General features: G+C 57.5%; 23 protein-coding genes and 1 pseudogene. 15 read left to right on the top strand and 9 right to left on the bottom strand.

The window, feature by feature from the left end; all coding sequences use genetic code 11:
• The first annotated feature begins 128 nt into the window (after positions 1–128).
• Entirely contained in the window at positions 129–1,772 is a 1,644-nt protein-coding gene (locus ACYZTU_RS20805) for a hypothetical protein (RefSeq protein ID WP_461965154.1), read from the top strand.
• A 93-nt stretch (positions 1,773–1,865) separates the two neighbouring features.
• Here the strand turns inward: ACYZTU_RS20805 and ACYZTU_RS20800 are convergent, their stop codons facing one another.
• The 4 genes from ACYZTU_RS20800 to fliK form a co-directional block, all read right to left on the bottom strand.
• Positions 1,866–2,510, bottom strand: coding sequence for a hypothetical protein (locus ACYZTU_RS20800; protein ID WP_461965152.1), 645 nt, complete (start codon positions 2,508–2,510; stop codon positions 1,866–1,868).
• Between the two features lie 64 nt (positions 2,511–2,574).
• Positions 2,575–4,299, bottom strand: a complete 1,725-nt coding sequence (locus tag ACYZTU_RS20795) for a hypothetical protein (protein WP_461965150.1) — start codon at positions 4,297–4,299, stop codon at positions 2,575–2,577.
• A gap of 158 nt (positions 4,300–4,457) precedes the next feature.
• Positions 4,458–4,787, bottom strand: a complete 330-nt coding sequence (locus ACYZTU_RS20790) for an EscU/YscU/HrcU family type III secretion system export apparatus switch protein (RefSeq protein ID WP_461965148.1) — start codon at positions 4,785–4,787, stop codon at positions 4,458–4,460.
• Entirely contained in the window at positions 4,784–6,358 is a 1,575-nt protein-coding gene (gene fliK, locus ACYZTU_RS20785) for a flagellar hook-length control protein FliK (RefSeq protein WP_461965146.1), read from the bottom strand. The genes ACYZTU_RS20790 and fliK overlap by 4 nt, the downstream gene beginning before the upstream one ends.
• Positions 6,359–6,557: 199 nt before the next feature.
• On the opposite strand from fliK, the gene ccmA reads away from it, so the two are divergent.
• The 10 genes from ccmA to ACYZTU_RS20735 all read left to right on the top strand — a co-directional run bounded on the left by ccmA (position 6,558) and on the right by ACYZTU_RS20735 (position 13,939).
• Positions 6,558–7,193 carry a cytochrome c biogenesis heme-transporting ATPase CcmA gene (gene ccmA / locus ACYZTU_RS20780; RefSeq protein WP_461965144.1) on the top strand — a complete coding sequence of 212 codons (636 nt, stop codon included), beginning with the start codon at positions 6,558–6,560 and terminating at the stop codon, positions 7,191–7,193.
• The gene (ccmB, locus tag ACYZTU_RS20775) at positions 7,190–7,858 is read left to right on the top strand and encodes a heme exporter protein CcmB (RefSeq protein ID WP_461965142.1); all 669 of its coding nucleotides are present in this window, start codon (positions 7,190–7,192) and stop codon (positions 7,856–7,858) included. Before ccmA ends, ccmB begins: the two co-directional genes overlap by 4 nt.
• A 76-nt stretch (positions 7,859–7,934) precedes the next feature.
• Positions 7,935–8,690, top strand: a complete 756-nt coding sequence (locus ACYZTU_RS20770; RefSeq protein ID WP_282377519.1) for a heme ABC transporter permease — start codon at positions 7,935–7,937, stop codon at positions 8,688–8,690.
• Positions 8,687–8,863, top strand: a complete 177-nt coding sequence (gene ccmD, locus ACYZTU_RS20765) for a heme exporter protein CcmD (RefSeq protein WP_008145547.1) — start codon at positions 8,687–8,689, stop codon at positions 8,861–8,863. The genes ACYZTU_RS20770 and ccmD overlap by 4 nt, the downstream gene beginning before the upstream one ends.
• Positions 8,860–9,315 carry a cytochrome c maturation protein CcmE gene (gene ccmE / locus ACYZTU_RS20760; RefSeq protein WP_461965140.1) on the top strand — a complete coding sequence of 152 codons (456 nt, stop codon included), beginning with the start codon at positions 8,860–8,862 and terminating at the stop codon, positions 9,313–9,315. The genes ccmD and ccmE overlap by 4 nt, the downstream gene beginning before the upstream one ends.
• Positions 9,316–9,318: 3 nt before the next feature.
• Positions 9,319–11,322 carry a heme lyase CcmF/NrfE family subunit gene (locus tag ACYZTU_RS20755; protein WP_461965138.1) on the top strand — a complete coding sequence of 668 codons (2,004 nt, stop codon included), beginning with the start codon at positions 9,319–9,321 and terminating at the stop codon, positions 11,320–11,322.
• Complete coding sequence (locus tag ACYZTU_RS20750; protein WP_449642372.1) at positions 11,319–11,855, top strand: DsbE family thiol:disulfide interchange protein; 537 nt, start codon at positions 11,319–11,321, stop codon at positions 11,853–11,855. The genes ACYZTU_RS20755 and ACYZTU_RS20750 overlap by 4 nt, the downstream gene beginning before the upstream one ends.
• The gene (locus ACYZTU_RS20745) at positions 11,852–12,325 is read left to right on the top strand and encodes a cytochrome c-type biogenesis protein (RefSeq protein ID WP_449642371.1); all 474 of its coding nucleotides are present in this window, start codon (positions 11,852–11,854) and stop codon (positions 12,323–12,325) included. The genes ACYZTU_RS20750 and ACYZTU_RS20745 overlap by 4 nt, the downstream gene beginning before the upstream one ends.
• Positions 12,318–13,520 carry a c-type cytochrome biogenesis protein CcmI gene (gene ccmI / locus ACYZTU_RS20740; protein ID WP_461965136.1) on the top strand — a complete coding sequence of 401 codons (1,203 nt, stop codon included), beginning with the start codon at positions 12,318–12,320 and terminating at the stop codon, positions 13,518–13,520. Before ACYZTU_RS20745 ends, ccmI begins: the two co-directional genes overlap by 8 nt.
• 14 nt (positions 13,521–13,534) lie before the next feature.
• On the top strand, positions 13,535–13,939 hold the full coding sequence (locus tag ACYZTU_RS20735) for a hypothetical protein (protein WP_449642369.1): 405 nt from the start codon (positions 13,535–13,537) through the stop codon (positions 13,937–13,939).
• Between the two features lie 43 nt (positions 13,940–13,982).
• Here ACYZTU_RS20735 and ACYZTU_RS20730 read toward each other — a convergent pair whose 3' ends face one another.
• Positions 13,983–14,702: an SDR family oxidoreductase gene (locus ACYZTU_RS20730; protein ID WP_461965134.1), complete on the bottom strand. Its 720-nt coding sequence runs from the start codon at positions 14,700–14,702 to the stop codon at positions 13,983–13,985.
• A gap of 278 nt (positions 14,703–14,980) precedes the next feature.
• On the opposite strand from ACYZTU_RS20730, the gene ACYZTU_RS20725 reads away from it, so the two are divergent.
• Together ACYZTU_RS20725 and ACYZTU_RS20720 are read left to right on the top strand one after the other, a co-directional pair.
• On the top strand, positions 14,981–15,193 hold the full coding sequence (locus ACYZTU_RS20725; RefSeq protein WP_461965132.1) for a type II toxin-antitoxin system HicA family toxin: 213 nt from the start codon (positions 14,981–14,983) through the stop codon (positions 15,191–15,193).
• The gene (locus ACYZTU_RS20720) at positions 15,193–15,597 is read left to right on the top strand and encodes a type II toxin-antitoxin system HicB family antitoxin (protein WP_461965130.1); all 405 of its coding nucleotides are present in this window, start codon (positions 15,193–15,195) and stop codon (positions 15,595–15,597) included. Before ACYZTU_RS20725 ends, ACYZTU_RS20720 begins: the two co-directional genes overlap by 1 nt.
• Before the next feature lie 97 nt (positions 15,598–15,694).
• On the opposite strand, the pseudogene ACYZTU_RS20715 reads toward ACYZTU_RS20720, so the two are convergent.
• The 3 genes and pseudogenes from ACYZTU_RS20715 to ACYZTU_RS20705 all read right to left on the bottom strand — a co-directional run.
• Positions 15,695–15,912 (bottom strand): annotated as a pseudogene (locus tag ACYZTU_RS20715) (MFS transporter); the annotation flags it as partial.
• A gap of 65 nt (positions 15,913–15,977) precedes the next feature.
• Positions 15,978–16,976 (bottom strand): sulfate ABC transporter substrate-binding protein, encoded by a 999-nt coding sequence (locus ACYZTU_RS20710; RefSeq protein ID WP_309676598.1) that lies wholly within the window; start codon positions 16,974–16,976, stop codon positions 15,978–15,980.
• 103 nt (positions 16,977–17,079) lie between these two features.
• A complete protein-coding gene (locus tag ACYZTU_RS20705; RefSeq protein ID WP_461965128.1) occupies positions 17,080–17,904 on the bottom strand; it encodes an ion transporter in 825 nt (274 codons plus the stop codon).
• Between the two features lie 218 nt (positions 17,905–18,122).
• Between ACYZTU_RS20705 and ACYZTU_RS20700 the strand changes: the two genes are divergently transcribed.
• Positions 18,123–20,702: an autotransporter family protein gene (locus tag ACYZTU_RS20700; protein WP_461965126.1), complete on the top strand. Its 2,580-nt coding sequence runs from the start codon at positions 18,123–18,125 to the stop codon at positions 20,700–20,702.
• A 61-nt stretch (positions 20,703–20,763) separates the two neighbouring features.
• Positions 20,764–21,579, top strand: a complete 816-nt coding sequence (locus ACYZTU_RS20695) for an alpha/beta hydrolase (protein ID WP_461965124.1) — start codon at positions 20,764–20,766, stop codon at positions 21,577–21,579.
• Between the two features lie 17 nt (positions 21,580–21,596).
• Here the strand turns inward: ACYZTU_RS20695 and ACYZTU_RS20690 are convergent, their stop codons facing one another.
• Positions 21,597–22,511: an urea transporter gene (locus ACYZTU_RS20690; protein ID WP_461965122.1), complete on the bottom strand. Its 915-nt coding sequence runs from the start codon at positions 22,509–22,511 to the stop codon at positions 21,597–21,599.
• Positions 22,512–22,580 lie beyond the last annotated feature (69 nt).

Genomic DNA, 22,580 nt, shown 5'->3' with positions numbered 1-22,580 from the left:
ATATATTACGGCTCACCCCGTCGATAATCTATGTTCCGTTCGTCTGAACTGGTATTTCTGACAGTAGAGTTTTTCATGTTGTATGGACCAGACTTGAAATTAATTTATATTTCAAGAGGGTAAGGTCCATGAGGGCTCTAGTTGTTTTAATGTTTTGTTGTGTCACACAAGTTCATGCCATGTCCGGGCAGGCGCTGGTCACCGATCTGAACGCCAAGTACATGAGTAATGTTGCGCAGTGTTCGAATGGTTCTCCGGCCTACCATTGTTCCGGTGTATTACTTCGGGCTGTGGATTACAGCACCTTTTTCAAGTTTTGGGATTATGGGTCGAATGCAACGACGTTGGGTTCGGTCGCCTTTACGTATATTCGCTCAGATGTCGGAAGTACGAGATTGAATGGCGACAGGAAGAGCGGCTTCATCCTCAAAGATCAAGCGTCGGCGCTGGCCGCAGGAAAAGCACTAAACCTGCGTTGTATCTTTCCTTTTCCAACCGAATCACTCGATGTTCGCGCAGATCATGGATGCGGGTTCGCGCCCAAAGCGGAACAACTGAGCGCGGATCTCGCCAATTGTGCAAAATTGGCGGTTCCGGCGACAACAGCAGCAGCTTGGCTGAAAAACTTTCAGGAGCACCAGTCGTTACCCAAAAATCAATGCTCGCTTAGCACGGTGGCGGCTGCACAGTTCAAGGCCAGCCTTGAAGCGCACAAACTCGTTGGTGCGGCTTGGACTGCCAAACCCACTGAGGTGCTGATTCAAACATGGGATGAGAGCAAACCCGAGAAGCTTCCAATCGAGGCAGTGTTCTATGAGGCATCGACGCCGGCCAAGTTGGCAGACGCCCAGAAGTTCCAGAGAGATTATTATCTGGAAACGTCGCTTTATGTCCCTATTGTCAAGATAAATATTACTGCTGCAAACCACAATATTTTCAGTTTTGACGCAAAAGATCAGAGGTTTGGACAACTGGTGGCTGAGCGCCTGAATGGTCGTTATAACAACGTCTCAAACAATTGTACTGGGAAGCCCGCTTATTATTGCAGTGGTGTACTTGTGCGCACAACAGGCGCAAAGCCGGCCTATCACGCTTGGGATCCTAGTCCGACGGCAATTACCAAAAAAGGCGTTCCTTTTTCCTACCTTCGTAAAGATCTCGGAATTACCATTCTTGCTTGGGGGGACCTCCACGGCTTCATCTTCAAGGACTTCGCTACGGCTGAGCGGTTGGCAACTTCCGCCATAAGCCTGCTGTGTTCCTTTCCCTCGGATGCTGCGAGTTGGCGGCGGGCAGGCATAGGGGGGTGCGGGCCACATAATACTTATCCAACAAACAGTCGCTCATGTCCGGAGGAAGGGGCAGTTTCTATTGCGGCATGGAAGACGCATTACCGAGCAGTACCCGGATCCGGCTATTTTTCGGCAAGGAATGAGCACCAGTGTGGCTTTACTTCCAGTGTCGAGCAATTTTCTTTAAGTCTGCAAGCGCGAGGTAACTTTGAGATTCCAGCCGCCCGATCGCACCATAATGAAGTGATTCTTTCTCTTTGGCCACAGAGCATCCCAAAACAGCTGCCGCTGTACGCGTTCTTTTATCTCCAAAATCAAGGCGGCGGCGCGGGAGTGGCTGGGGCCAAGTATATGCAACAAGACTATTTCAACATCACAGGTGATTTGCTTCCTGTTATTAGAGTGGATTTGGCTCCAGGAGTGTCCGAAGTATTCAGTTATCACGGGAATGATCAGGTCGTTGCGCTATTTGGACGTTGATCGTAAACAGTGGTTTTGATCTTTCAATAAAAAAGGCGCGGGATGCAATAAAACTGCATCCCGCACCTGCGTTCACTTTTGGCCCTCGCTTATTCAAAAAGAGACGCGTAGCAGGCGAGAAAACATCAGGTTGTCATTTGAGTTCGATTGGTGGACGCTATAGTTGATTAGCACAGCTTTGTTAGTGTTCTCTGATACCCAGCTAGCCGGAATATTGAATGCCATTGATGAACTGTTCTGAATTGGTTGGGTTTCGGTATTCCGCACAACCACTCCGTGCCACCTGACTCTTACCGTATAACCGGTCGTCATATTTAAAAACTTGACGGTCACTTCTTTTCTGTCAGCAGAGAGCCTGGGTTTACTGAGATCATATAATTGCCCGTCTACATTTAACGTCAGCGATTTTGAAATGATCAGCGGCGCATCTGGTGTGAGGCGAACGCTGTAATTGACTGCTACGATGCTGTCAATGGAGTCGATAACTTCGAGGCGTGGGATCTTGAAGAGCATCGGTCCCGGGGTGCCAACGGTCAACGTTTCAGTCTTGTATACATAATTGCCTGTTGCCCAGCGAACTTGTATTTGATGTCCTCTCGACAGGCCTTCGAAGTTTACTTGAGCATTGATGTGTGGGTTGTTGTATACATCATTAAAGTTAAGTCGATCTCCGTCAGAGCCATAGGCTTCAAGTACCTTCGGCGCGATAAGATTCAGTGCATTCAGTTCGGCGTCCATGTTTCCTGTGCTCCATTCGTATAGGCGAATGAGTTCGCCTACGCAATCGGTCTTATTGGTGGTGTTAAAGGTCTACTCTTAATACTTGAGAGAACATGCTTTGTTCGTCGATGCCCGGTCGATTGACGCTGTAGTTGATCAACACAGTTCTCCCCTTGTTTTCCTCTATCCAATTTGCCGGAATACTGAACTCTTCCGTGACATCGGTTTGTAAGTCTTGCCAGTCAGTTTCCCGAGTAACGACGCCAGTGAGGCGTACGCAAGCGTGGTAGCCGGTGACCATTCCCGGATAACGGACGGTGACCGTGGTTCGATCGGGAGTAAGCCTTGGCGGTGTCAGAACAAATTTTTGAGCATCCACGGCCAGCAGCAGGGCGTCGGAGCGGTGCAATGGGCCGTTGGGATACGTGCGTACCGTGAAACTGACCGGAACAGTACTGCCAATGGCATCCACAACTTCGAGTCGAGGAACATTGAAAGTCATCGGGCCAACCGTTGTAACGGTTGTGATCGCACTGTCATAGACATGCCGGCTGGAAGCCCAACGTGCCCGGATGGTTTGTCCGATAGCCATCCCAAGGTACTTTTGAACCTGAATCGTTACATGACTGGCCTCATAAATATCAGCCATTTTCAAACGATCACCATTAGGACCGTAGGCTTCCAGTACCCTGGGCGGTTTTAGCTCAATTGTGGTTTTGATTGTCAGGTTGCGAGGCTCAGAGGTGAGCGGTCGCCCTGCTCGCCGCACCCGGGTGGTGACGCTCACGGCGCTTTCAGTACTTTCATTAGCCCAATTGAGTGGAATGGGAAACCGCAGCACCCCGCTTCCAGAGTACGGAACTGTTGTTGTCTCTCTTTCGACGCGGCCCTGCCAGTTGATCCAGACGCTGTCACCCGCGATCAGCCCCACTCCCGAAGCAACTGCTTCGATTTTCGTCACGTATGCAGTATCCAGTACGCCGCCTTGTTCACCTGTTACCGTCGGAGCCGGGATACGGAGCAGATTGACAGTTACTTCAGTGGGTATTGCCCATGGCGCATTAACATGCGGACGGTTGCCGCAGCGGTCTATCACTTGGTAGGTTACTAAATGCCTACCGTCACCTGCGCGCTTGATCAACTGCTCATCGAACGAGATCAAGATCGGATGATTTAGCGGGTCCTTGATCTGATCAGGGGTGACGGAATAATGATCCGCCTCTTCGTTGTTACCCCAGCGCGCGACGATAGAATCGTACACAGTGATGTTCTGATAAGGTTCGATATGCATGGCAATGCCGTTTTTTGCCATATCCCCATCGACCCCGGTGCTGATATCCGGATTGAAGGAGTAACGCAGTCTGGGGTGACCCAGTGGCTCGGGTTTGTCGAGAACACCTCCCGGCAGTGTGCGTTTGATCAATACATTGAGCTTGATTGAATCGATTTCGTTATGGCTGGCGCGTATTAAACGGTAAAAAACCGGGAAAGCGCTGCCATCTAGAATCTGGCCTTTTGGCACATAGAATCGGCATGGTTTGTCGAGCTTTTCCTCTGTGTCAATGATCTCTGTGCTCATGGGGTTCACGGCGTCATCCCAGAAGAGAAGGCATCGGTCACCTATTGCCATGTCAAACCAGGGATCAACGATGACAAGCAGATCCGTTTCCAAGGCATCGGCGCCAATGCCGCCATCGTAGCCTTCGTCGCCATCCAGTGGCGTGATCAATGCGGGAATATTGGGCGCCCAAAGGGCCAGCAAACTGCTGTCCTCAAAGGTGGCACCGGGGGGCGTGGGCAAAGTCATCAGAGCGCTCCTGTGATAAGGGCAGCGCCTGGAAAGGGTGGGTCAACGCTGCTTGTCTATCTGGCAACGAAAGCAAGGATGCTCGCTACTGTCAGATCTGACAGTAGCGACGAATGGTAAAAAGCCACCAGTAGCTTTGGGTCGGGCGAATCCTGGGGTCAGTAATCCTCGCCGCGTTCGGTGATGTCCTTCTCCGCCATTGGCGCATCCGGATCTTGCCCCTCAGGAAACTTACCCTTCAGATTCCACGCAAACGCAATAATCTCCGCAATCGTGCGATACAACTCCTCCGGAATACTCTCCCCCAATTCCATCCGCGCCAGCAGTTTCACCAGCTCGGCGTTTTCATAGATGGGCACTTCATAATCGCGGGCAATCTTCAGAATGGCTTCGGCCAGTGCTTCGTCACCTTTGGCCGTGAGGGTAGGGGCGTGGCTGCCGTCGTATTTGAGGGCGATGGCTTGGCGCGGGGCGTTGGGGTTTCTCATGCGGTTTCGTCGACCCAGCGTTGTTCGAGACGGGTTTGAGGGCCTTGCGGCGGTGTGCCGAGGTGGCAATCCAGATCGCCGACATTCAGGCCGGACGCCAGCAGACGCTGGCGCAGTTCGGCCAGATGACTTTCGATCAGGCTGGCGGTGTAAGGCCGTTCGGCCCACAGTTGGCTGGACAAGCTGCCGTTGATCAGTTGCGCCTGAATCTGCAGCGGGCCTAAAGGCTCCATGTCGAATGCCAGATCGACCCGCCAGAGCTGTTGCTTCGGTGGACGTTCTTCATTGCGTTCTTTTGGTTGTTCTTTCTCGGGGGCTTCTTCACGCTGGAACTTTACCTGCAACGGCACGATGTCCTGCAGATTGCGCATCGGGATTTCCAGCTGCCAGGTGCTCATCAGCCGACCGTCATCAGTGACGCCGGTCTGTTCCAGGCTCGACAACTGATGGCTTTGCAGGCGCGAAACTGCCGCTGCCGCCAAACGCAGCAGGTGCTCCAGATCGTTTTCACCGTCCTGGCTCTGCAACAGGCGTTCGGGGAGCGGGAAACTAGTCGGTAGCGGTTTGGCGCTGACTTGCCCGAGCATGCCGAGGGCGCTGCGCACAAAGTTCGGCATGGCTTGGGCCAGTGTGTTGGCGGCAATGATCGCGTTGAGATTGGTGTTGGCCGGCAGGCCTGGCGTCAATTGTGCGATCAGCTTGAGCAGATCGCCTTTCATGTCCGGGGTTAGCGTCGGGTTCTGTCCGGCGAGCAGTTTTCTTTCCAGGAACATTCCGCTATTGGCCAACGCCAAGGCCAGGCCTTTGGGCGTGCTGAGTTGCCGAACATCGGGCAGGCCCGCGAGCAGCTTGTCGACGGCGGCACGCAGGTCGCTTGAGGTCTGGTCCGATGCTGGCAGGTTTTGCAGAAGCTTGATCAAGCCGTCCAGCGAACCTTGGCGGCTTTGTTGGCTGACCAGTTGCTGCGTGACGGCCAATTGTTCCTGACGGCTGCTCAACGGCACGAACTTCAGCGTCTGAGTGTCCTGCACCAGCGCGCTCAGCAAGGTGCCGATGCGCAGCGGTGTCGGGCTGTCGATGCTCAGGGTGCTGCCGCTCAACGCGGTGTTGAGCAAGCTCACCATCGAGCGAAACACGGTCGGCTGGCCCGGGACCTGCGGCATCACCTGAGAGGTCAGCACTTTGCCTTGCAGCAGGGTGCCAACGGGCAGTTGCGCCGTGTCGATACGGGTGAGGGTGGCGACGCTGGAGGCGATGGCCTGTTGCACGGTGACGGCCAGATTACCCGCCGATGGCTGGGTGATCGCCAGGCTGGTGCCCTGAGGCAGCGGTTGGGTGCTGGTGGCCTGGACCGTGGTCTGACGGCCGCTGTCGAGGGTGACCTTGAGCAACAGTTGAAAGGTCTGATCCGCCTGCTTGAGCGACAGCACTTCGCCCCGGGCAGTCTGACCGGCAGTAATCAGGCCCTCCATGGGCGTCAGCAGCTTGAGCAAATCGCCACTCACCACCTGCGGCCGCGAAGTCGCAGGCGTGGTCTGCGGTAGCGGGAGGATGTTCATTTCGCCTGTCATACGCGGTCACAACCTGAGGAAATTGCCCTCTTTAGAGTAGGGCATGGCATGTATAATGCGGCCCCGTTGCAACCGGAGCGCTGGGAACATTTGCAAAAAACTTGATCTGGCTCCTTAGAACGGGCCACCACTGCATTTATCCTGCATCTCTTTAGCGGCCGCACCGCTGCCGACTTGAACCGTAAAGGCCCGTAATCTCTTGACCAGTCCAGTCCTGCAAACCGTTGCCCTTGCTTGTGAGCGAGACCTTCGGCTGCTCTTCGAAAATCTCGAATTGAGACTGGCCAGTGGCGAAATGTTGCAAATCAGCGGCCCCAACGGCAGCGGCAAGACCAGCCTTTTACGTCTGCTTTGCGGTCTGATGCAGCCGACCGCCGGTCAAGTGCTGCTCAACGGCCGGCCACTGAACGAGCAACGCTTTGAGCTGGCGCGCAACCTGCTGTGGATCGGCCATGCCGCCGGGATTAAAGACCTGCTGACGCCGGAAGAGAATCTGAGCTGGCTTTGCGCCCTGCATCAACCGGCCGCCCATGAGGCGATCTGGCAAGCGCTGACGGCTGTTGGATTGCGCGGTTTCGAGGATGTTCCCTGCCACACGCTGTCTGCCGGGCAGCAACGCCGGGTCGCGTTGGCGCGGTTGTACCTGGAAAGCCCACCGCTATGGATCCTCGATGAGCCGTTCACCGCGCTCGACAAACAAGGCGTGGCGCAACTCGAAGAACACCTGGCCGCCCACTGCGAGCGCGGTGGCATGGTGGTCTTGACCACTCACCACACGCTGACCCGGATGCCTGCCGGTTATCGCGACATTGATCTGGGGAACTGGGCCGTATGAGTGTTTTCGGCCTGTTGGTCGCCCGCGAGGCTCGTTTGCTGTTTCGCCGTCCTGCGGAACTGGCCAATCCGCTCGTATTCTTCGCGATCGTCGTTTCCCTGTTCCCGTTGGCGGTCGGACCCGAGTCTCAATTGTTGCAAACCTTGTCTCCGGGACTGGTCTGGGTAGCAGCCCTTTTATCGGTTTTGCTCTCGCTGGACGGGCTTTTCCGCAGTGATTTCGAAGACGGATCGCTTGAACAGTGGGTCCTTTCGTCGCACCCCCTGCCTCTTCTGGTGTTGGCCAAGGTACTGGCACACTGGACCTTCTCTGGCCTGGCACTGGTTTTGCTCGCTCCACTGCTGGCATTGATGCTCGGTTTGCCAACCGCCTGTCTGCCGGTGTTGCTGCTTTCTTTGTTGCTGGGTACACCGGTGCTGAGCCTGCTCGGTGCGGTGGGCGCAGCCCTGACGGTGGGATTGAAACGCGGTGGCCTGTTGCTGGCGCTGCTGATTCTGCCGCTGTACATCCCGGTGTTGATTCTTGGCAGTGGCGCCTTGCAGGCGGCATTGCAAGGCATGCCGGCGACCGGTTATCTCCTGTGGCTTGGTAGCCTGACCGCCCTGGCGATAACCCTGACACCTTTTGCAATAGCTGCTGGCCTGAAGATCAGCGTCGGCGAATAATGAGGTCTGGTCATTTTTTGATCAGTAAAGACCCTGGCTACTCGTGAAACGAGCAGCAACCGTGATGGAAACAGTAATGAACTGGACTTGGTTTCATAAGCTCGGCTCGCCCAAATGGTTTTACGGCATCAGCGGTAAACTGCTGCCGTGGCTGAGCGTCGCGGCGTTGCTGCTGATTGGCGTTGGCGTAGTCTGGGGCCTGGCCTTCGCGCCGCCGGACTACCAGCAAGGCAACAGCTTTCGCATCATCTATATCCACGTTCCGGCCGCCATGCTGGCGCAATCCGTCTACGTGATGCTGGCCGTGTGCGGCATCGTCGGGCTGGTGTGGAAGATGAAACTGGCCGACGTCGCCCTGCAATGCGCGGCGCCCATCGGTGCCTGGATGACCGCGGTGGCGCTGGTCACCGGGGCGATCTGGGGCAAACCGACCTGGGGCTCGTGGTGGGTCTGGGATGCACGACTAACGTCCATGCTTATTCTGCTGTTTCTGTACTTCGGTCTCATTGCTCTGGGCAACGCCATCAGCAATCGTGATAGTGCCGCCAAGGCCTGCGCGGTATTGGCGATTGTCGGCGTGATCAATATCCCGATCATCAAATACTCGGTGGAGTGGTGGAACACCCTGCACCAGGGCGCGACGTTCACCCTCACCGAAAAACCGGCGATGCCGGCCGAGATGTGGCTGCCACTGCTGCTGATGGTGCTGGGTTTCTACTGTTTCTTTGGCGCGGTGTTGCTGCTGCGCATGCGCCTTGAAGTGCTCAAGCGCGAAGCCCGCGCCAGTTGGGTCAAGGCCGAAGTGCAGAACAGTCTGGAGGCCGCAAGATGAGTTTTGCTTCATTCGGCGACTTCCTCGCCATGGGCCATCATGCCCTGTATGTCTGGTCAGCCTATGGCATCTGCCTGGCGGTGCTGGCCCTCAACGTGGCGGCGCCGATCCTGGCCCGCAAGCGGTATCTGCAACAAGAGGCGCGTCGTCTGCGCCGGGAGAACGGCAAGTGAATCCGCTACGCAAAAAGCGTCTTATCATCATTCTCGCGATCCTGGTCGGTGTCGGCGCTGCTGTCGGCCTGGCCCTGAGCGCCCTGCAGCAGAACATCAATCTGTTTTACACCCCGACCCAGATCGCCAACGGCGAAGCCCCGCAAGACACGCGCATCCGCGCGGGCGGCATGGTCGAAAAAGGTTCGCTGCAACGTTCCGGCGATTCGCTGGACGTGACATTCATTGTCACCGACTTCAGCAAATCCGTGACCATCAGCTACCGCGGCATCCTCCCGGATCTGTTCCGCGAAGGGCAGGGCATCGTTGCCCTCGGCAAGCTCAACGCCGACGGCGTGGTGGTAGCCGACGAAGTGCTGGCCAAGCACGATGAAAAGTACATGCCACCGGAAGTGACCAAGGCCCTGAAAGACAGTGGCCAGTCGGCGCCTTCACCTGCGAAAGAGGGTTAAACGATGACATCTGCTCTCTATAGTTCAGGGCTGTTCATCCCCGAGTTAGGCCACCTGGCGATGATTCTGGCGCTGTGTTTCGCGCTGGTTCAGACAGTGGTGCCGTTGCTCGGTGCCTGGCGCGGTGACCGTTTGTGGATGAGCCTGGCCCAACCGGCCGCCTGGGGGCAATTCGCGTTTCTGCTGTTTGCCTTCGGTTGCCTGACTTACGCCTTCATGGCCGACGATTTCTCCGTCGCCTACGTCGCTAGCAACTCCAACAGCGCGTTGCCGTGGTACTACAAGTTCAGCGCGGTGTGGGGCGCTCACGAAGGTTCGTTGCTGCTCTGGGCGTTGATTCTCGGCGGCTGGACCTTCGCGGTGTCGGTGTTCTCCCGGCAATTGCCGCAAGTGATGCTGGCTCGCGTACTGGCGGTGATGGGCATGATCAGCACCGGTTTCCTGCTGTTCCTGATCCTCACGTCCAACCCGTTTGCACGGATCCTGCCGCAAATCCCTGCGGACGGTCGTGACCTCAATCCCTTGCTGCAAGACATCGGCCTGATCGTTCACCCGCCGATGCTGTACATGGGCTATGTCGGTTTCTCCGTGGCGTTCGCTTTCGCCATCGCCGCGCTGCTGGGCGGTCGTCTTGATGCCGCGTGGGCGCGCTGGTCCCGTCCGTGGACCATCGTCGCCTGGGCCTTCCTCGGTATCGGCATCACCCTCGGTTCGTGGTGGGCCTACTACGAACTCGGCTGGGGTGGCTGGTGGTTCTGGGACCCGGTGGAAAACGCATCCTTTATGCCATGGCTGGTGGGCACGGCGCTGATTCACTCGTTGGCGGTCACGGAAAAACGTGGCGTGTTCAAGAGCTGGACCGTGTTGCTGGCCATCGCCGCGTTCTCGTTGAGCTTGCTGGGGACCTTCCTCGTGCGTTCCGGCGTGCTGACCTCGGTTCACGCGTTTGCGTCCGATCCTGAGCGCGGCGTGTTCATCCTGATCTTCCTGCTGTTTGTGGTCGGTGGTTCGCTGACGCTGTTTGCCCTGCGCGCTCCAGTGGTGAAGAGCCACGTCGGCTTCAACCTCTGGTCCCGGGAAACCCTGCTGCTGGGTAACAATCTGGTGCTGGTGGTGGCGGCGTCGATGATCCTGCTGGGCACCTTGTATCCGCTGATTCTCGATGCGATGACCGGCGCCAAGCTGTCGGTCGGCCCGCCGTACTTCAACGCACTGTTCATTCCGTTGATGGCCTTGCTGATGATGGTGATGGCGGTCGGCATGTTGGTGCGCTGGAAAGACACGCCAGTCAGATGGCTGTTGAGCATGCTGACCCCGGTGTTGCTCGGCAGCGCCGCGCTGGCCGTGGTAGCCGGTGTCGCTTATGGCGATTTCAATTGGGCAGTGATTGCGACCTTCATGCTCGCCGCCTGGGTATTGTTGGCCGGCGTGCGTGACATCTTCGACAAAACTCGCCACAAGGGCCTGATCAAAGGCCTGCCGACTCTGACCCGCAGTTATTGGGGCATGCAGGTCGCTCACCTCGGCATCGCCGTGTGCGCCCTCGGCGTCGTGCTGTCGAGCCAGAACAGTGCCGAGCGCGACCTGCGTCTGGCGCCGGGCGAGTCCATGGACCTGGGCGGTTACCAATTCGTGTTCGAAGGCGCCAAGCATTTCGAAGGCCCCAACTTCACCTCCGACAAGGGCACCGTACGGGTAATCCGCAACGGTAAGGAAGTCAGCGTGCTGCACCCGGAAAAACGCTTGTATACCGTGCAGAACTCGGTGATGACCGAAGCCGGGATCGACGCCGGTTTTACCCGCGACCTCTACGTCGCACTCGGCGAACCGTTGGGCGACGGCGCCTGGGCCGTTCGTGTCCACGTCAAACCATTCGTGCGCTGGATCTGGTTCGGTGGTCTGCTCACTGGGTTGGGCGGGTTGCTGGCGGCGCTGGATCGCCGTTACCGGGTCAAGGTGAAAAGCCGTGTGCGTGAAGCACTGGGCATGACGGGAGCCACGGCATGAGACGTTGGTTGATGCTGTTGCCACTGGTGATTTTTCTGGTGGTGGCTGTTTTCCTTTACCGCGGTCTGTACCTGGACCCGGCCGAGTTGCCCTCGGCGATGATCAACAAGCCATTCCCGGAGTTTTCCCTGCCGGCCGTGCAGGGCGACAAGACCCTGACCAAGGCCGACATTCTGGGTAAGCCTGCGCTGGTCAACGTTTGGGGCACCTGGTGCATTTCCTGCCGGGTCGAGCACCCGGTGCTGAACAAACTGGCCAAGCAGGGTGTGGTGATCTACGGCATCAACTACAAGGACGTCAACGCGGATGCGTTGAAATGGCTGGACGAATTCCACAATCCGTACCAGCTGGATATCCGTGACGACGCAGGCACATTGGGTCTGAATCTCGGTGTTTACGGTGCGCCGGAAACCTTCTTCATCGACGCCAAGGGCATCATCCGCGACAAATTCGTTGGCGTGATCGACGAACAGGTCTGGCGCGAAAAACTGGCGGCCAAGTATCAGGCGCTGGTCGATGAGGCCAAGCCATGAAGCGCTGGATAGCCGCCGCGGTATTGGGTTTGAGCATGGCCGGCGTGGCGCACGCGGCCATTGACACCTACGAGTTCGCCAAAGAAGGTGATCGCGAGCGTTTTCGCGAGCTGACCAAAGAGCTGCGTTGCCCCAAGTGCCAGAATCAGGACATCGCCGACTCCAACGCGCCGATCGCCGCTGACCTGCGCAAAGAGATTTTTCGCATGCTCGGCGAGGGCAAGGACAACCAGCAGATCATCGATTTCATGGTCGACCGCTACGGTGATTTCGTCCGCTACAAACCTGCTCTGAACGCCAAGACTGCTGTGCTCTGGTTCGGCCCTGCCGGCCTGCTGCTGGGCGGTTTTGTGATCATCGCCGTGATCGTCCGCCGTCGTCGCGTGCAACGCACTGACACCAAGGATGAGCTCTCTGCCGAGGAGCGCGAGCGCCTCGACCACCTGTTGGATAAAACCAAGAATGATTGATTTCTGGCTCGCTGCAGGTCTGCTACTTCTGGTTGCCCTGAGTTTTCTGCTGATTCCCGTTCTGCGTGGTCGTCGCGCGCAGCTTGAAGAGGATCGTACTGCCCTGAACGTCGCGCTGTATCAGGAGCGCGTGGCTGAGTTGCAGACTCAGCAGGAAGAGGGCGTTCTCGATGCCGCGCAAATGGACACCGGCCGCGCCGAAGCCGCCCGTGAACTGCTCGCCGACACCGAAGGCGTCGAGGCGCCGCGTGTGTCCCGTCTGGGCAAACCGTGGCCCTTGCTGGCGGCGATTCTGGTGCCGGTGCTGGGTCTTGGCCTGTACCTGCATTTTGGTGCCAGCGACAAGGTCGAACTGACCCGCGAATTCGCCCAGGCGCCACAGTCGATGGAAGAGATGACCCGTCGTCTGGAACGCGCGGTCGCCGCTCAACCGGATTCGGCCGAGGGCTTGTACTTCCTGGGTCGTACTTATATGGCCCAGGACCGTCCTGGCGACGCGGCGAAGATCTTCGAACGCACGGTGAACCTGGCCGGTCGTCAGCCGGAACTGTTGGGCCAATGGGCTCAGGCCCAGTACTTCGCCGACGGCAAGAAGTGGTCGGACAAGGTCCAGGCCTTGACTGACGAAGCGCTGAAAGCCGATCCGAAAGAAGTCACCAGCCTTGGTCTGCTCGGCATCGCCGCCTTCGAAAGCGAGCGCTATCAGGACGCCATCGACTACTGGAATCGCTTACTGGCGCAACTGCCGCCGGAAGACAGTTCCCGCGCTGCGCTGCAAGGCGGCATCACTCGGGCCACTGAGAAGCTTGAAGCCAGCGGCGGCAAGGTTGCCCAGGCGCCGGCGGCCAAGGTTGCGGCGCTGCTCAAGGTGCGTGTGGATCTGGCGCCAGACTTGAAAGCCAAGGTCCAGCCGGGCGACAGCGTATTCATCTTCGCCCGCGCCACCTCAGGCCCACCGGCACCATTGGCCGCCAAGCGCCTGACCGTGGCCGACTTGCCAGCGACCGTCGAGCTGGGCGATGCCGATGCAATGATGCCGCAGTTGAAACTGTCGAACTTCCCTGAAGTCCAACTGGTTGCACGCATCTCCCGCGCCGGCCAACCGACTGCCGGCGAATGGATCGGTCGCAGCCAGCCTCTGGCCAGCAGCACCACCGCGCCGCAAACACTGACCATCGACAGCCCGGACAAATGACAGGAAACTCCACTATGACCGCCATCGCTCGTATCACCCTGCTCAGTATGGTTTTGGGGTTAAGCGCTTGTGTGGTCCAACCGCAGCAGCCTGAACGGCTGCCACCGATCCCGCCGTCGCAGCCGCGTCCGACGCCGTCCCCGACACCGACACCGGGCAAGCCGAGCATTCCGGCCAAGCCCGCCAAACCGCTGCCACGTACCTCCGCCAGCTTCGCGCCGCCACCGGGTGGCAACAGCCATTGGGATGCCAAGCTCGGCGTGTACGTTCTCGATGATCAGACCAACACTTTCTACCGCCAGCGCACCTACTATCGCTGGAATAACGGCTGGAGCCGGTCGATCAGCCCGAACGGGCCATGGGAGGACACCGATATTCAGGGCGTGCCGGGTGGGTTGGGCAGGCAGTTCGGGCAGTAAACAGAAACGGCGATCTAAGGATCACAGGGGTTGGTGTTGTTGGTTAGAACGCCGCTTTACCTATCGAAGCGCCACCGTCGACAAACAAGGTTTGCCCGGTAATAAACCCGCTCTGCTCGGACAGCAAAAACGCAATCGCCGCAGCGATCTCTTGCGGCTGCCCCAACCGAGCCATCGGCACGCCGGCCAGATAACGCGCTTCACCCTCACTGCCCGGCGGATTGTTGGCGCGAAACAGTTCGGTTTCGGTCGGACCCGGCGCCACGGCGTTCACCGTCACGCCGGTTTGCGCCAGTTCCAGCGCCCAGGATCGCGTGAAGCTGATCAGCGCCGCTTTGGCCGCCGCGTACGCCGTGCGTTGGGTGATGCCAAGCACGGTCAAACTGGAAATGTTCACCACCCGACCCCAGCCCTTGGCGCGCATGTTCGGCAGCAGTGCCTGAGTGGCCTGCAAGGCCGAATGCAGGTTGACCCGCATCACGTCGTCGAACGTCTCGAGGTCGATTTCGCCCAGCACTTGCGGGCGAACCAGGCCGACGTTGTTGACCAGCCCGTCGAACTCATAAGTCTTGGCCAGCTCCGCCAGCACTTGCTGGGTCAGCACCCTATCGCTCAGATCCAGCGGAAACAGAATGCCGGGAAAGCTCAGGTCGGGCGATCGGGCAATACCGACCACCCGATGACCCGCACGATCCAGGTGCTCGGCTACCGCACGGCCAATGCCTTTGCTGGCGCCGGTGATGAGAAAGGTACGTCGGGTCATTGCACACTCCTTGAAAGAACATGCCGCGAGTCAGGCGGCATTTGATCGGTTAGCCGCGAATCGCATCCCGCATCGCTTCAGGCTCAGGTCGCTGAGTGTAATCCGGGTTCACCTCGGCGTGACGGTTTACGCAGAGAAAAATGATTCATTTTTGGTGGGAGTGAGGTGCCTTGAATCACACTCTGTAAAACAACCGAGCGTCGCGTCCCGCACTTTTGTGCTTGAGTAAAGATAACTCTAGGGTTACTTTTATTCGAGCCTGAGCAAGGAGGCGAGTGGTGCAGAGCAGGCTATTGATCAAGGAGTTGGAGGAGGCGGGCTGGACACTGGATCGGATTACCGGCAGCCATCACATCTTCACTCACCGATACAACCCATACACGATCCCCGTCCCTCATTCGAAAAAGGATTTGCCGATCGGGACGGTCAAAAGCATCAGGAGGCGAGCCGGGCTGTATTGCCCGGGAGCCAGTTACGCAGGAGATCCATAATGCAATATCCAATCTGTATCGAGTGGGGCGACGAGAACACCGCCATCGGTATTCAGATCCCCGATATTCCAGGCGCCGTAACGGCCGGGGATACGTTTGAAGACGCCTATAACGCAGCGGTCGAGATTGCCCACATCCTGCTTCAGGAAATAGCGGCTGACGGGGATTCGATTCCGATGCCGACTTCTGCGGCTACTCATCGCGGACATCCGGACTTTGCCGACATGGGCTGGGGAATGCTGGAGCTGGACATCGCGCCGTACATGGGCAAAACCGAGAAGGTCAACGTGACGCTGCCTGGCTATGTGATTCAGCGCATAGACCGATATGTGCGTGAGCACAATGTCAAAAGCCGCTCTTCCTTTCTGGCAGATGCGGCGATGGAGAAATTGGTTCGGCATTGAGTGGTACCAGTCACATCACCTTCGCGGGTAAGCCCGCTCCCACAGGGTCAGCGAATAACCTGTGGGAGTGGGTTTGCCCGCGATGCTTTTTGACGATTCAAGCGGTAGCGAGCGAACGCCCCTCTGACACACTAAAAAGCCGCAACAACGCCAACAGCGCAAACGCGCTGCCCACAATCACGATCCACAACCAGCCGCCGTGTTCATACACCGCACTGGCACCGAGGAACCAAATGCGCCGCCGATAAAAATGCTGATCATGTACAGCGCATTCAGGCGGCTGCGGCTTTTGGCGTCGAGGGCGTAGACCGCGGAACGATCAGTCAGCGTCGACAAAAAAGGCGACCTTCTCAGGTCGCCTTTTTCATTGGGTTCAGGAATTACTGGCCGCTGTAAATCTGATCAAAGATCCCACCATCATTGAAGTGAGTCTTCTGCACAGTCCGCCAGTCACCAAAGGTCTTCTCTACCGACAGGAAATCCACTTTCGGGAAACGATCGGTGTACTTGGCCAGCACCGCCGGATCACGCGGACGCAGGTAGTTCGCCGCCGCAATCTCCTGGCCTTCCGGCGACCACAGGTACTTCAAATATTCCTCAGCTGCCGCGCGGGTGCCTTTCTTGTCGACTGTTTTGTCGACCACCGACACTGGCGGCTCGGCTTCAGCAGAAACACTCGGGTAGATCACTTCAAACTGGTCACGACCAAACTCACGCGCAATCATTTCGGCTTCGTTTTCGAAGGTCACCAGCACGTCGCCAATCTGGTTGGTCATGAACGTGGTGGTGGCTGCACGGCCACCGGTGTCGAGGACCGGCGCTTGTTTGAACAGCTTGCCGACGAAGTCTTTGGCTTTGCTTTCGTCACCCCCGTTTTTCAGCACATAACCCCAGGCCGAAAGGTAGGTGTAGCGGCCGTTACCCGAGGTTTTCGGGTTCGGCACGATCACCTGCACACCGTCCTTGAGCAGGTCCGGCCAGTCTTTCAGGGCTTTCGGGTTACCTTTGCGGACGATGAACACGGTGGCCGAGGTGAACGGTGCGCTGTTATTCGGCAGGCGGGTGACCCAGTTGTCCGGCACCAGTTTGCCGTTGTCCGCGAGGGCGTTGATATCGGTGGCCATGTTCATGGTGATGACGTCAGCCGGCAGGCCGTCGATGACCGAACGCGCCTGTTTGCTGGAGCCGCCGAAGGACATTTGCAGGGTGATGTTTTCGTTGTGCTCGGCTTGCCAGTGTTTCTGGAAGGCAGTGTTGTAGTCCTTGTAGAAATCTCGCATCACGTCGTAGGAAACATTGAGCAGGGTCGGTGCGGCCTGAGCCACGCTGGTCAATGCCAGGCCAGCGGCCAGAAGTGAGGCGCCAAAGAGTTTTTTCACTGCGCATTCCTTGTTCTAGAAGTTTTTATTTAGAAAGTGGGGCAATTTGCCAGCGACTATAGCCGGGCTCGCATAGTCCTTTAAAGATTAAAAAGCACTTTGCTTATTCCAGTTTCTTGAAGAGTTGATTGCCGCACCGCGAGCAGAATGCCGCGCCGTGTTCGTGGTTGTTTTTCTTGCACACCGGGCAGTCGTGTTGCAGTTGTTCGCCACGCATGGCGTTGGCCAGTTCGGCGGTAAAAATTCCCGTGGGCACGGCGATGATCGAGTAACCGGTGATCATCACCAGCGACGAGACCACCTGGCCCAACGGCGTCTTGGGCACGATGTCGCCGAAGCCCACGGTGGTCAGTGTGACGATAGCCCAATAGATGCCTTTGGGAATGCTGGTGAAGCCGTGTTCCGGGCCTTCGATCACGTACATCAGCGTGCCGAACACCGTGACCAGCGTGCAGACGCTGACCAGAAACACTACGATTTTCTGCTTGCTGCCGCGCAGCGCCGACATCAAATAGTTGGCCTGCTTCAGATACGGGCTGAGCTTGAGCACACGGAAAATCCGCAGCATCCGAATGATCCGGATGATCAGCAGGTACTGCGCATCGGCGTAATACAGCGCGAGGATGCCGGGCACGATGGCCAGCAAATCCACCAGCCCATAAAAGCTGAACGCATAGCGCAACGGCTTGGGCGAGCAGTACAGCCGCAGGCCATATTCGATGGCGAAGATAATGGTGAAGCCCCACTCGATGTACGCCAGCACGTTGGCGTAGTTCTGGTGAATGGAGTCGATGCTGTCGAGCATCACGATCACAATGCTGGCGAGGATGATCAACAGCAGAATGCCGTCGAAGCGCCGACCGGCCTTGGTGTCGCTCTGGAAAATCATGATGTAGAGGCGATGGCGCCAGTCGTTGTTACTTTCCATAAGGTCTTGCCCAAGCCGAAAAAGAGAGAAGCCTGGGTGATTGACGAGGATTGCGCAAGCGGGACGCCGGGTACGCCATGTTCAGCCGGTTGTAGTCGTTCATGGCTTAAGAAATTGATTGTCTCGTCGATATATCGACTTCTCACAGAACAAATACCTTTGTCTTGATGTGCAGCTTGGATTTCAGGCTATGGATTTCAGAACCTCACGGAAGTGATATGGATAGTAATTTCTTCAAGAAAAGCCTGCTGGCAATGGTTGTCAGCGCTTCGACCGCTCAGGTATTTGCCAGCGAGTACGATCTGAGCCAGGGTTTCAAGGACTGGACTGGTCAAACCCTTGGTGAAACCTTGACCCTGACCGGGCAACGAACCCGCCAGAGCAACACGGACAAAACGGGTGTCACGTTCTTCCAGAACACTGTCGCGGGCTCACTCATTAACCGGGGCGACTTCACTTTCGACGCTCAAGGCACGACGGTGACCGGGATCGGACTGGATGCCGGTTTCCATGCCAACAACGCCAGCGGCAGCAACATCCAGGGTGACTTCATCAACGCCGGCAAGCTATCTCTTACCAACGTGAATAGCGCTGAGGGAGTCGAGATCGGCAATACCAATATCACCGGCAATGTCATTAACGCCGGGACTATCTCCATCACCCAGGCAACGGGAGCCAGCATCTATGGCGAGCCTGAAGGTATCTACCTCCATGGGACCACTATTGGCGGCGATCTGATCAACAGTGGTGTTGTCGATGTGCAGGGTAACTATGCCCTGGGGCTGATTCTGGATTCCCATTCCGGACATCCTGTGAGCATCGCCGGCAGGCTTCTCAACTCAGGAACGATTCGTGCCACGGGTCAGAACGCCTCCGCTTTTCACGTCGAGACCCAAACCAGCGCGTTGAGGATCGAGAACAGCGGCTCGATCCTAAGCGTTGGCAAGAACTCCGCGGCTATCGGGTTTTTGGATGGTTCAGTCGATCATTTGCTCAACACCGGGACTATTGAGGCATCGGGTGAAGACGCCGTGGGCATCAAACTCGGCGGTGCTACTTTCACGCAGAATGCTGTGGCTGGCGCTCGGGGCATTATCAACTCCGGCAATATCACTGCAGACGGTGTTGCGATCCGGGTCGATGCGGACCAGACATCAGCGTTCGAGATCAACCAGCAGGGTGGCGAAATTCGCAGCAATCATGCGGCGGCCATTGATGGCGCAGGGTTGGCGCAACTGAACTGGACCGGCGGTGCAATCAAGGGCGATCTGCTCAATCTAAATGGGGTGAATGTTGCTGGTCGGGCCAATTACACCGGTAGCAAAATTGACAGCACGGTTTCCATCGTTTCGGGATCTCTAAACCTTCAGAACCAAGGGGTCGAAATTACCGGTGACCTGAACGTCGGTGCCGACAGTGGTATCGATATGTTGCTTTCGGATCGAGTCACCCCCGGTACGCCTTATTTGACGGTGGACGGCAAGGCCACCTTCGCCCAGTTCTCCACAGTGACGCTGAATGCCAAACCAGGTGATTTCACGCCGACCGCTGCCGGCACTCAATACACACTGGTCAAGGCCAGCAGCCTGCAGAACAACGGTTTGAGCGTTAGCAGTTCGTCCTCGTTGTTGAACGTCGCCAGCTATACAACCGATGCCCAGACTGTCAACGCGCTGGTCACACTGAAAAGTGACAGTCAGGTGGATGAAGAGCAGGGGAGTATCGGTACTTCCAGCAGCACCCGCGAGATTCTCAATCGCTTCAAGAATGGCCCGCTGGGACAATTGAACAGTGATGATGCGGTCTTCAAAGCCTTTGCCAACGCCTCCTCTCAAGAGGAACTGGCAAAGCTCGGTGAGCAACTGGCTCCGGAAGTCAGCGGTGGGGCGGTCAATGCGGCAGTGTCGGGTCAGGCGATGATGAATGGAGCGATCAGCAACCGCGTGTCCGGTCTGCGCTCGGGGCTCTCATCAGGGGATTCGCTGGCAGAAACCGGCGTATGGTTTCAGGGGTTGAGCAGCAACCAGGATCAGGACAGTCGTGATGCGGTCGCCGGTTATTCGGCCAACAGCAGCGGTATTGCCGTCGGGGCGGATGGCAAGCTGAATGCCAACTCCACCGTGGGTCTGGCCTATTCCTATCTGAACACTAACGTCACCTCCGATACCGGAAATAAAACCGATGTACAGGGCAGCGCATTGACGCTGTACGGTAGCTGGGATCTGCGCAACTGGTTTGTCGATGGCAGCCTCAGTTACGGGCGCAATGACAATGACAGCAAACGTTATGTCGCCGACAGCGTGGCCAAGGCCAGCTACAACAGTGACGCATGGGCACTAAGCGTCTTGAGCGGTTATACCTTCAAACTCACCGACCAACTGATTATCGAGCCGCGCGTCGCCGCACGTTACACCAATATTCAGCTGGACAGTTTTAATGAGCATGGCTCTTCGGCCGCCCTGCACTCCGATGCCCAGCGCTTCGAAATTGGCGAGCTGGGTGCCGGGTTGCGAATGGCCGCTGACGTGCCACTGCTCAATGGCACCCTTACACCTGAAGCGAGCGTGATGGCTTACCATGACTTCATCGGTGACCAGATCAATCAGACCTCCAGTTTCACCTTGGGGGGCTCGCCGTTCATTGTCGCGGGAGCCAGTCCGGTGCGTGATAGTTATGAAGGTCGCATAGGAGTGAAGTATCAAATTGATGCTCTAACCCTGGGGACCCATTACAGCTATCAAGCGAAGACCGGTTTTAACGCCGACACCTTTACCCTTGAAGCGCGCTACGCTTTTTGATCGACTGGATTGCAACGATTCGCGCTGGCGGAACGTTGCGTCTGATCAACAGGTTAAAACCATGTTTAAAGCACTGGCCGCCATCGGCTTCGCGCTCCTCGGGCTCGGCGGGTGCGCGGGTAAAGTCGATTTGCAGGCGGTAAGCCAAGGCACTTCGCTTACTCCTGGCACGCTTGATAGTTCACCTTACACACTCATGGCCTTGTTACCGCCACCAGGGGGCTACAAGCATCTGCGTGTTTACATTGAAGGCGATGGTCGGGCGTGGGCGACACGGTCTCAACCGAGTCTCGATCCGACCCCTCGCGTGTCCTTGATGGCGAGATTGGCCGCTGGAGATCGGGGGCCCAGCGCCTATCTGGCGCGCCCTTGTCAGTTCGTGACATCACCGGGTTGCAACACTGATTTGTGGACTTCCGGTCGTTTCAATTCTTTGGTCATAGAGACCATGAGCGCGGCCCTTGATCGTCTGAAAAGTCGCTTTGCAGTGGAGCAGTTCGAACTGGTCGGATACTCGGGGGGCGCGGCGATTGCCTTGATCCTTGCGGGTTCTCGTAACGACGTAACTCAGGTGCAAACGATTGCCGGGAATCTCGACCCTGTAAAGTGGGCGAAGCTGATGCAGCTCGCGCCATTCTCGAAGCCTGTGACACCTCTGGAGTTTCGCGACAAGTTGCGTGCGCTCCCGCAACGCCATTTCATCGGTTTGAATGACAAGGTCGTGCCGCCTCAAATGCTCCAGGTCTACACCACGCAGCTTCAGGGCAAATGCCTGGAAGTCGTCGAAACGCTCGCCACCCACGATCAGGGATACGATGAAAGTTGGGGCTCGCGGTCGGCTCTGCCATTGGCTTGCGAGACTGACCCATTACGCTGAATGCAGATTCAGCCCTTTCAGGCGCCACCATTGGTTTGGCGCTCAATAGCGCAAGGCGCGCTATCCACGACGGCTTGGCGCAGCACCCGAATGCCGGCACGGATCAGCCAGCAGGCGAGGATGAAGGGCGCAGTGAGCGTGGCCAATCCTAGCGCGGCGAAGCCCGGTGTGAGCAACACGGCCAATACAATGCCCAGCAGCGGCAACCAGGGTTGACGGCGATTTTGGCTGAAGGCGAGGGCGGCGAGCACCGCGTTGTAACCGCTCAAACCCAGCAGCGCGTTTGACGTTTCGTGATGCAGCAACGCGAAGCCGAGGCCGGTGGCGGAGCCCAGCAGCGCCCAAAGGAAAGCGCGGCGATCTGCGATCAGCAAACCCGCAGCAATCAGAGCACCGGCCAGCGGATGCCCCAGAAACATCACCTGACCGAGCCCTTTCAATGGAGCGACGAGCAGGTTGAGTGTGTTCATCTCGATCACAGGCGCGGGTAATTGAGGCGTGGCAAACGACAGCAGGATCCAGCTCAACCCGACAAAGGGCGCGGTGTAGGCGGGCAGGCAATGATGATTGCGGGCACGCTTTAGCCATTGCTGAGTCAGCATCGCACTCAGGCCGCCAGCGGCGATGATCAGCGGCGGTAACATCGCTGACCATGGGAAGTAGAGGCTCAGCAGCAAACCGAGCAAGACACCGTTGTAACTGAAGAGCCCAGCCTGTCGATCGGCCTTGGCATAACCGCGTCGTTGCGCGGTGAGCAACCCGGCGACACCGCCCAGCAGTGCACCGCCGAGCAGGGCGGGCGCGGTGAAAAGAATGGCCAGCAGGCACAGCAGGCCGCACAGCGGATGACGCTGGAGGAAGACCTGACTGAAACCGTTGAGCAGGGCAGTCGCCCAGTCGGGGCAGTGGGTGTTGAAGTGGTTGGCAGGCATTTTAGTTCTGTGTGTCAGGAAGACCGTGTCATCGTTCTTCGCGGGCAAGTCGGATCGCCGCCCGCTCGC

It is taken from the genome of Pseudomonas sp. HLT2-19-2 (assembly GCF_054898005.1).
The sequence above is the reverse complement of the archived record's forward strand: the minus strand, read 5'-3'. Positions and strand labels throughout refer to the sequence as shown.

Excerpts from the sequence above, each read along its gene's own strand:
- ACYZTU_RS20750 (WP_449642372.1), top strand. The coding sequence starts at position 11,319 with ATGAGACGTTGGTTGATGCTGTTGCCACTGGTGATTTTTCTGGTGGTG.
- ACYZTU_RS20690 (WP_461965122.1), bottom strand. The coding sequence starts at position 22,511 with ATGCCTGCCAACCACTTCAACACCCACTGCCCCGACTGGGCGACTGCC.
- ACYZTU_RS20800 (WP_461965152.1), bottom strand. The coding sequence starts at position 2,510 with ATGGACGCCGAACTGAATGCACTGAATCTTATCGCGCCGAAGGTACTT.
- ccmD (WP_008145547.1), top strand. The coding sequence starts at position 8,687 with ATGAGTTTTGCTTCATTCGGCGACTTCCTCGCCATGGGCCATCATGCC.
- ACYZTU_RS20745 (WP_449642371.1), top strand. The coding sequence starts at position 11,852 with ATGAAGCGCTGGATAGCCGCCGCGGTATTGGGTTTGAGCATGGCCGGC.
- ACYZTU_RS20770 (WP_282377519.1), top strand. The coding sequence starts at position 7,935 with ATGAACTGGACTTGGTTTCATAAGCTCGGCTCGCCCAAATGGTTTTAC.
- ACYZTU_RS20735 (WP_449642369.1), top strand. The coding sequence starts at position 13,535 with ATGACCGCCATCGCTCGTATCACCCTGCTCAGTATGGTTTTGGGGTTA.
- ACYZTU_RS20755 (WP_461965138.1), top strand. The coding sequence starts at position 9,319 with ATGACATCTGCTCTCTATAGTTCAGGGCTGTTCATCCCCGAGTTAGGC.
- ccmI (WP_461965136.1), top strand. The coding sequence starts at position 12,318 with ATGATTGATTTCTGGCTCGCTGCAGGTCTGCTACTTCTGGTTGCCCTG.
- ACYZTU_RS20805 (WP_461965154.1), top strand. The coding sequence starts at position 129 with ATGAGGGCTCTAGTTGTTTTAATGTTTTGTTGTGTCACACAAGTTCAT.
- ACYZTU_RS20700 (WP_461965126.1), top strand. The coding sequence starts at position 18,123 with ATGGATAGTAATTTCTTCAAGAAAAGCCTGCTGGCAATGGTTGTCAGC.
- ACYZTU_RS20790 (WP_461965148.1), bottom strand. The coding sequence starts at position 4,787 with ATGAGAAACCCCAACGCCCCGCGCCAAGCCATCGCCCTCAAATACGAC.
- ACYZTU_RS20705 (WP_461965128.1), bottom strand. The coding sequence starts at position 17,904 with ATGGAAAGTAACAACGACTGGCGCCATCGCCTCTACATCATGATTTTC.
- ACYZTU_RS20720 (WP_461965130.1), top strand. The coding sequence starts at position 15,193 with ATGCAATATCCAATCTGTATCGAGTGGGGCGACGAGAACACCGCCATC.
- ACYZTU_RS20795 (WP_461965150.1), bottom strand. The coding sequence starts at position 4,299 with ATGACTTTGCCCACGCCCCCCGGTGCCACCTTTGAGGACAGCAGTTTG.
- ACYZTU_RS20695 (WP_461965124.1), top strand. The coding sequence starts at position 20,764 with ATGTTTAAAGCACTGGCCGCCATCGGCTTCGCGCTCCTCGGGCTCGGC.
- ACYZTU_RS20730 (WP_461965134.1), bottom strand. The coding sequence starts at position 14,702 with ATGACCCGACGTACCTTTCTCATCACCGGCGCCAGCAAAGGCATTGGC.
- ccmB (WP_461965142.1), top strand. The coding sequence starts at position 7,190 with ATGAGTGTTTTCGGCCTGTTGGTCGCCCGCGAGGCTCGTTTGCTGTTT.
- fliK (WP_461965146.1), bottom strand. The coding sequence starts at position 6,358 with ATGACAGGCGAAATGAACATCCTCCCGCTACCGCAGACCACGCCTGCG.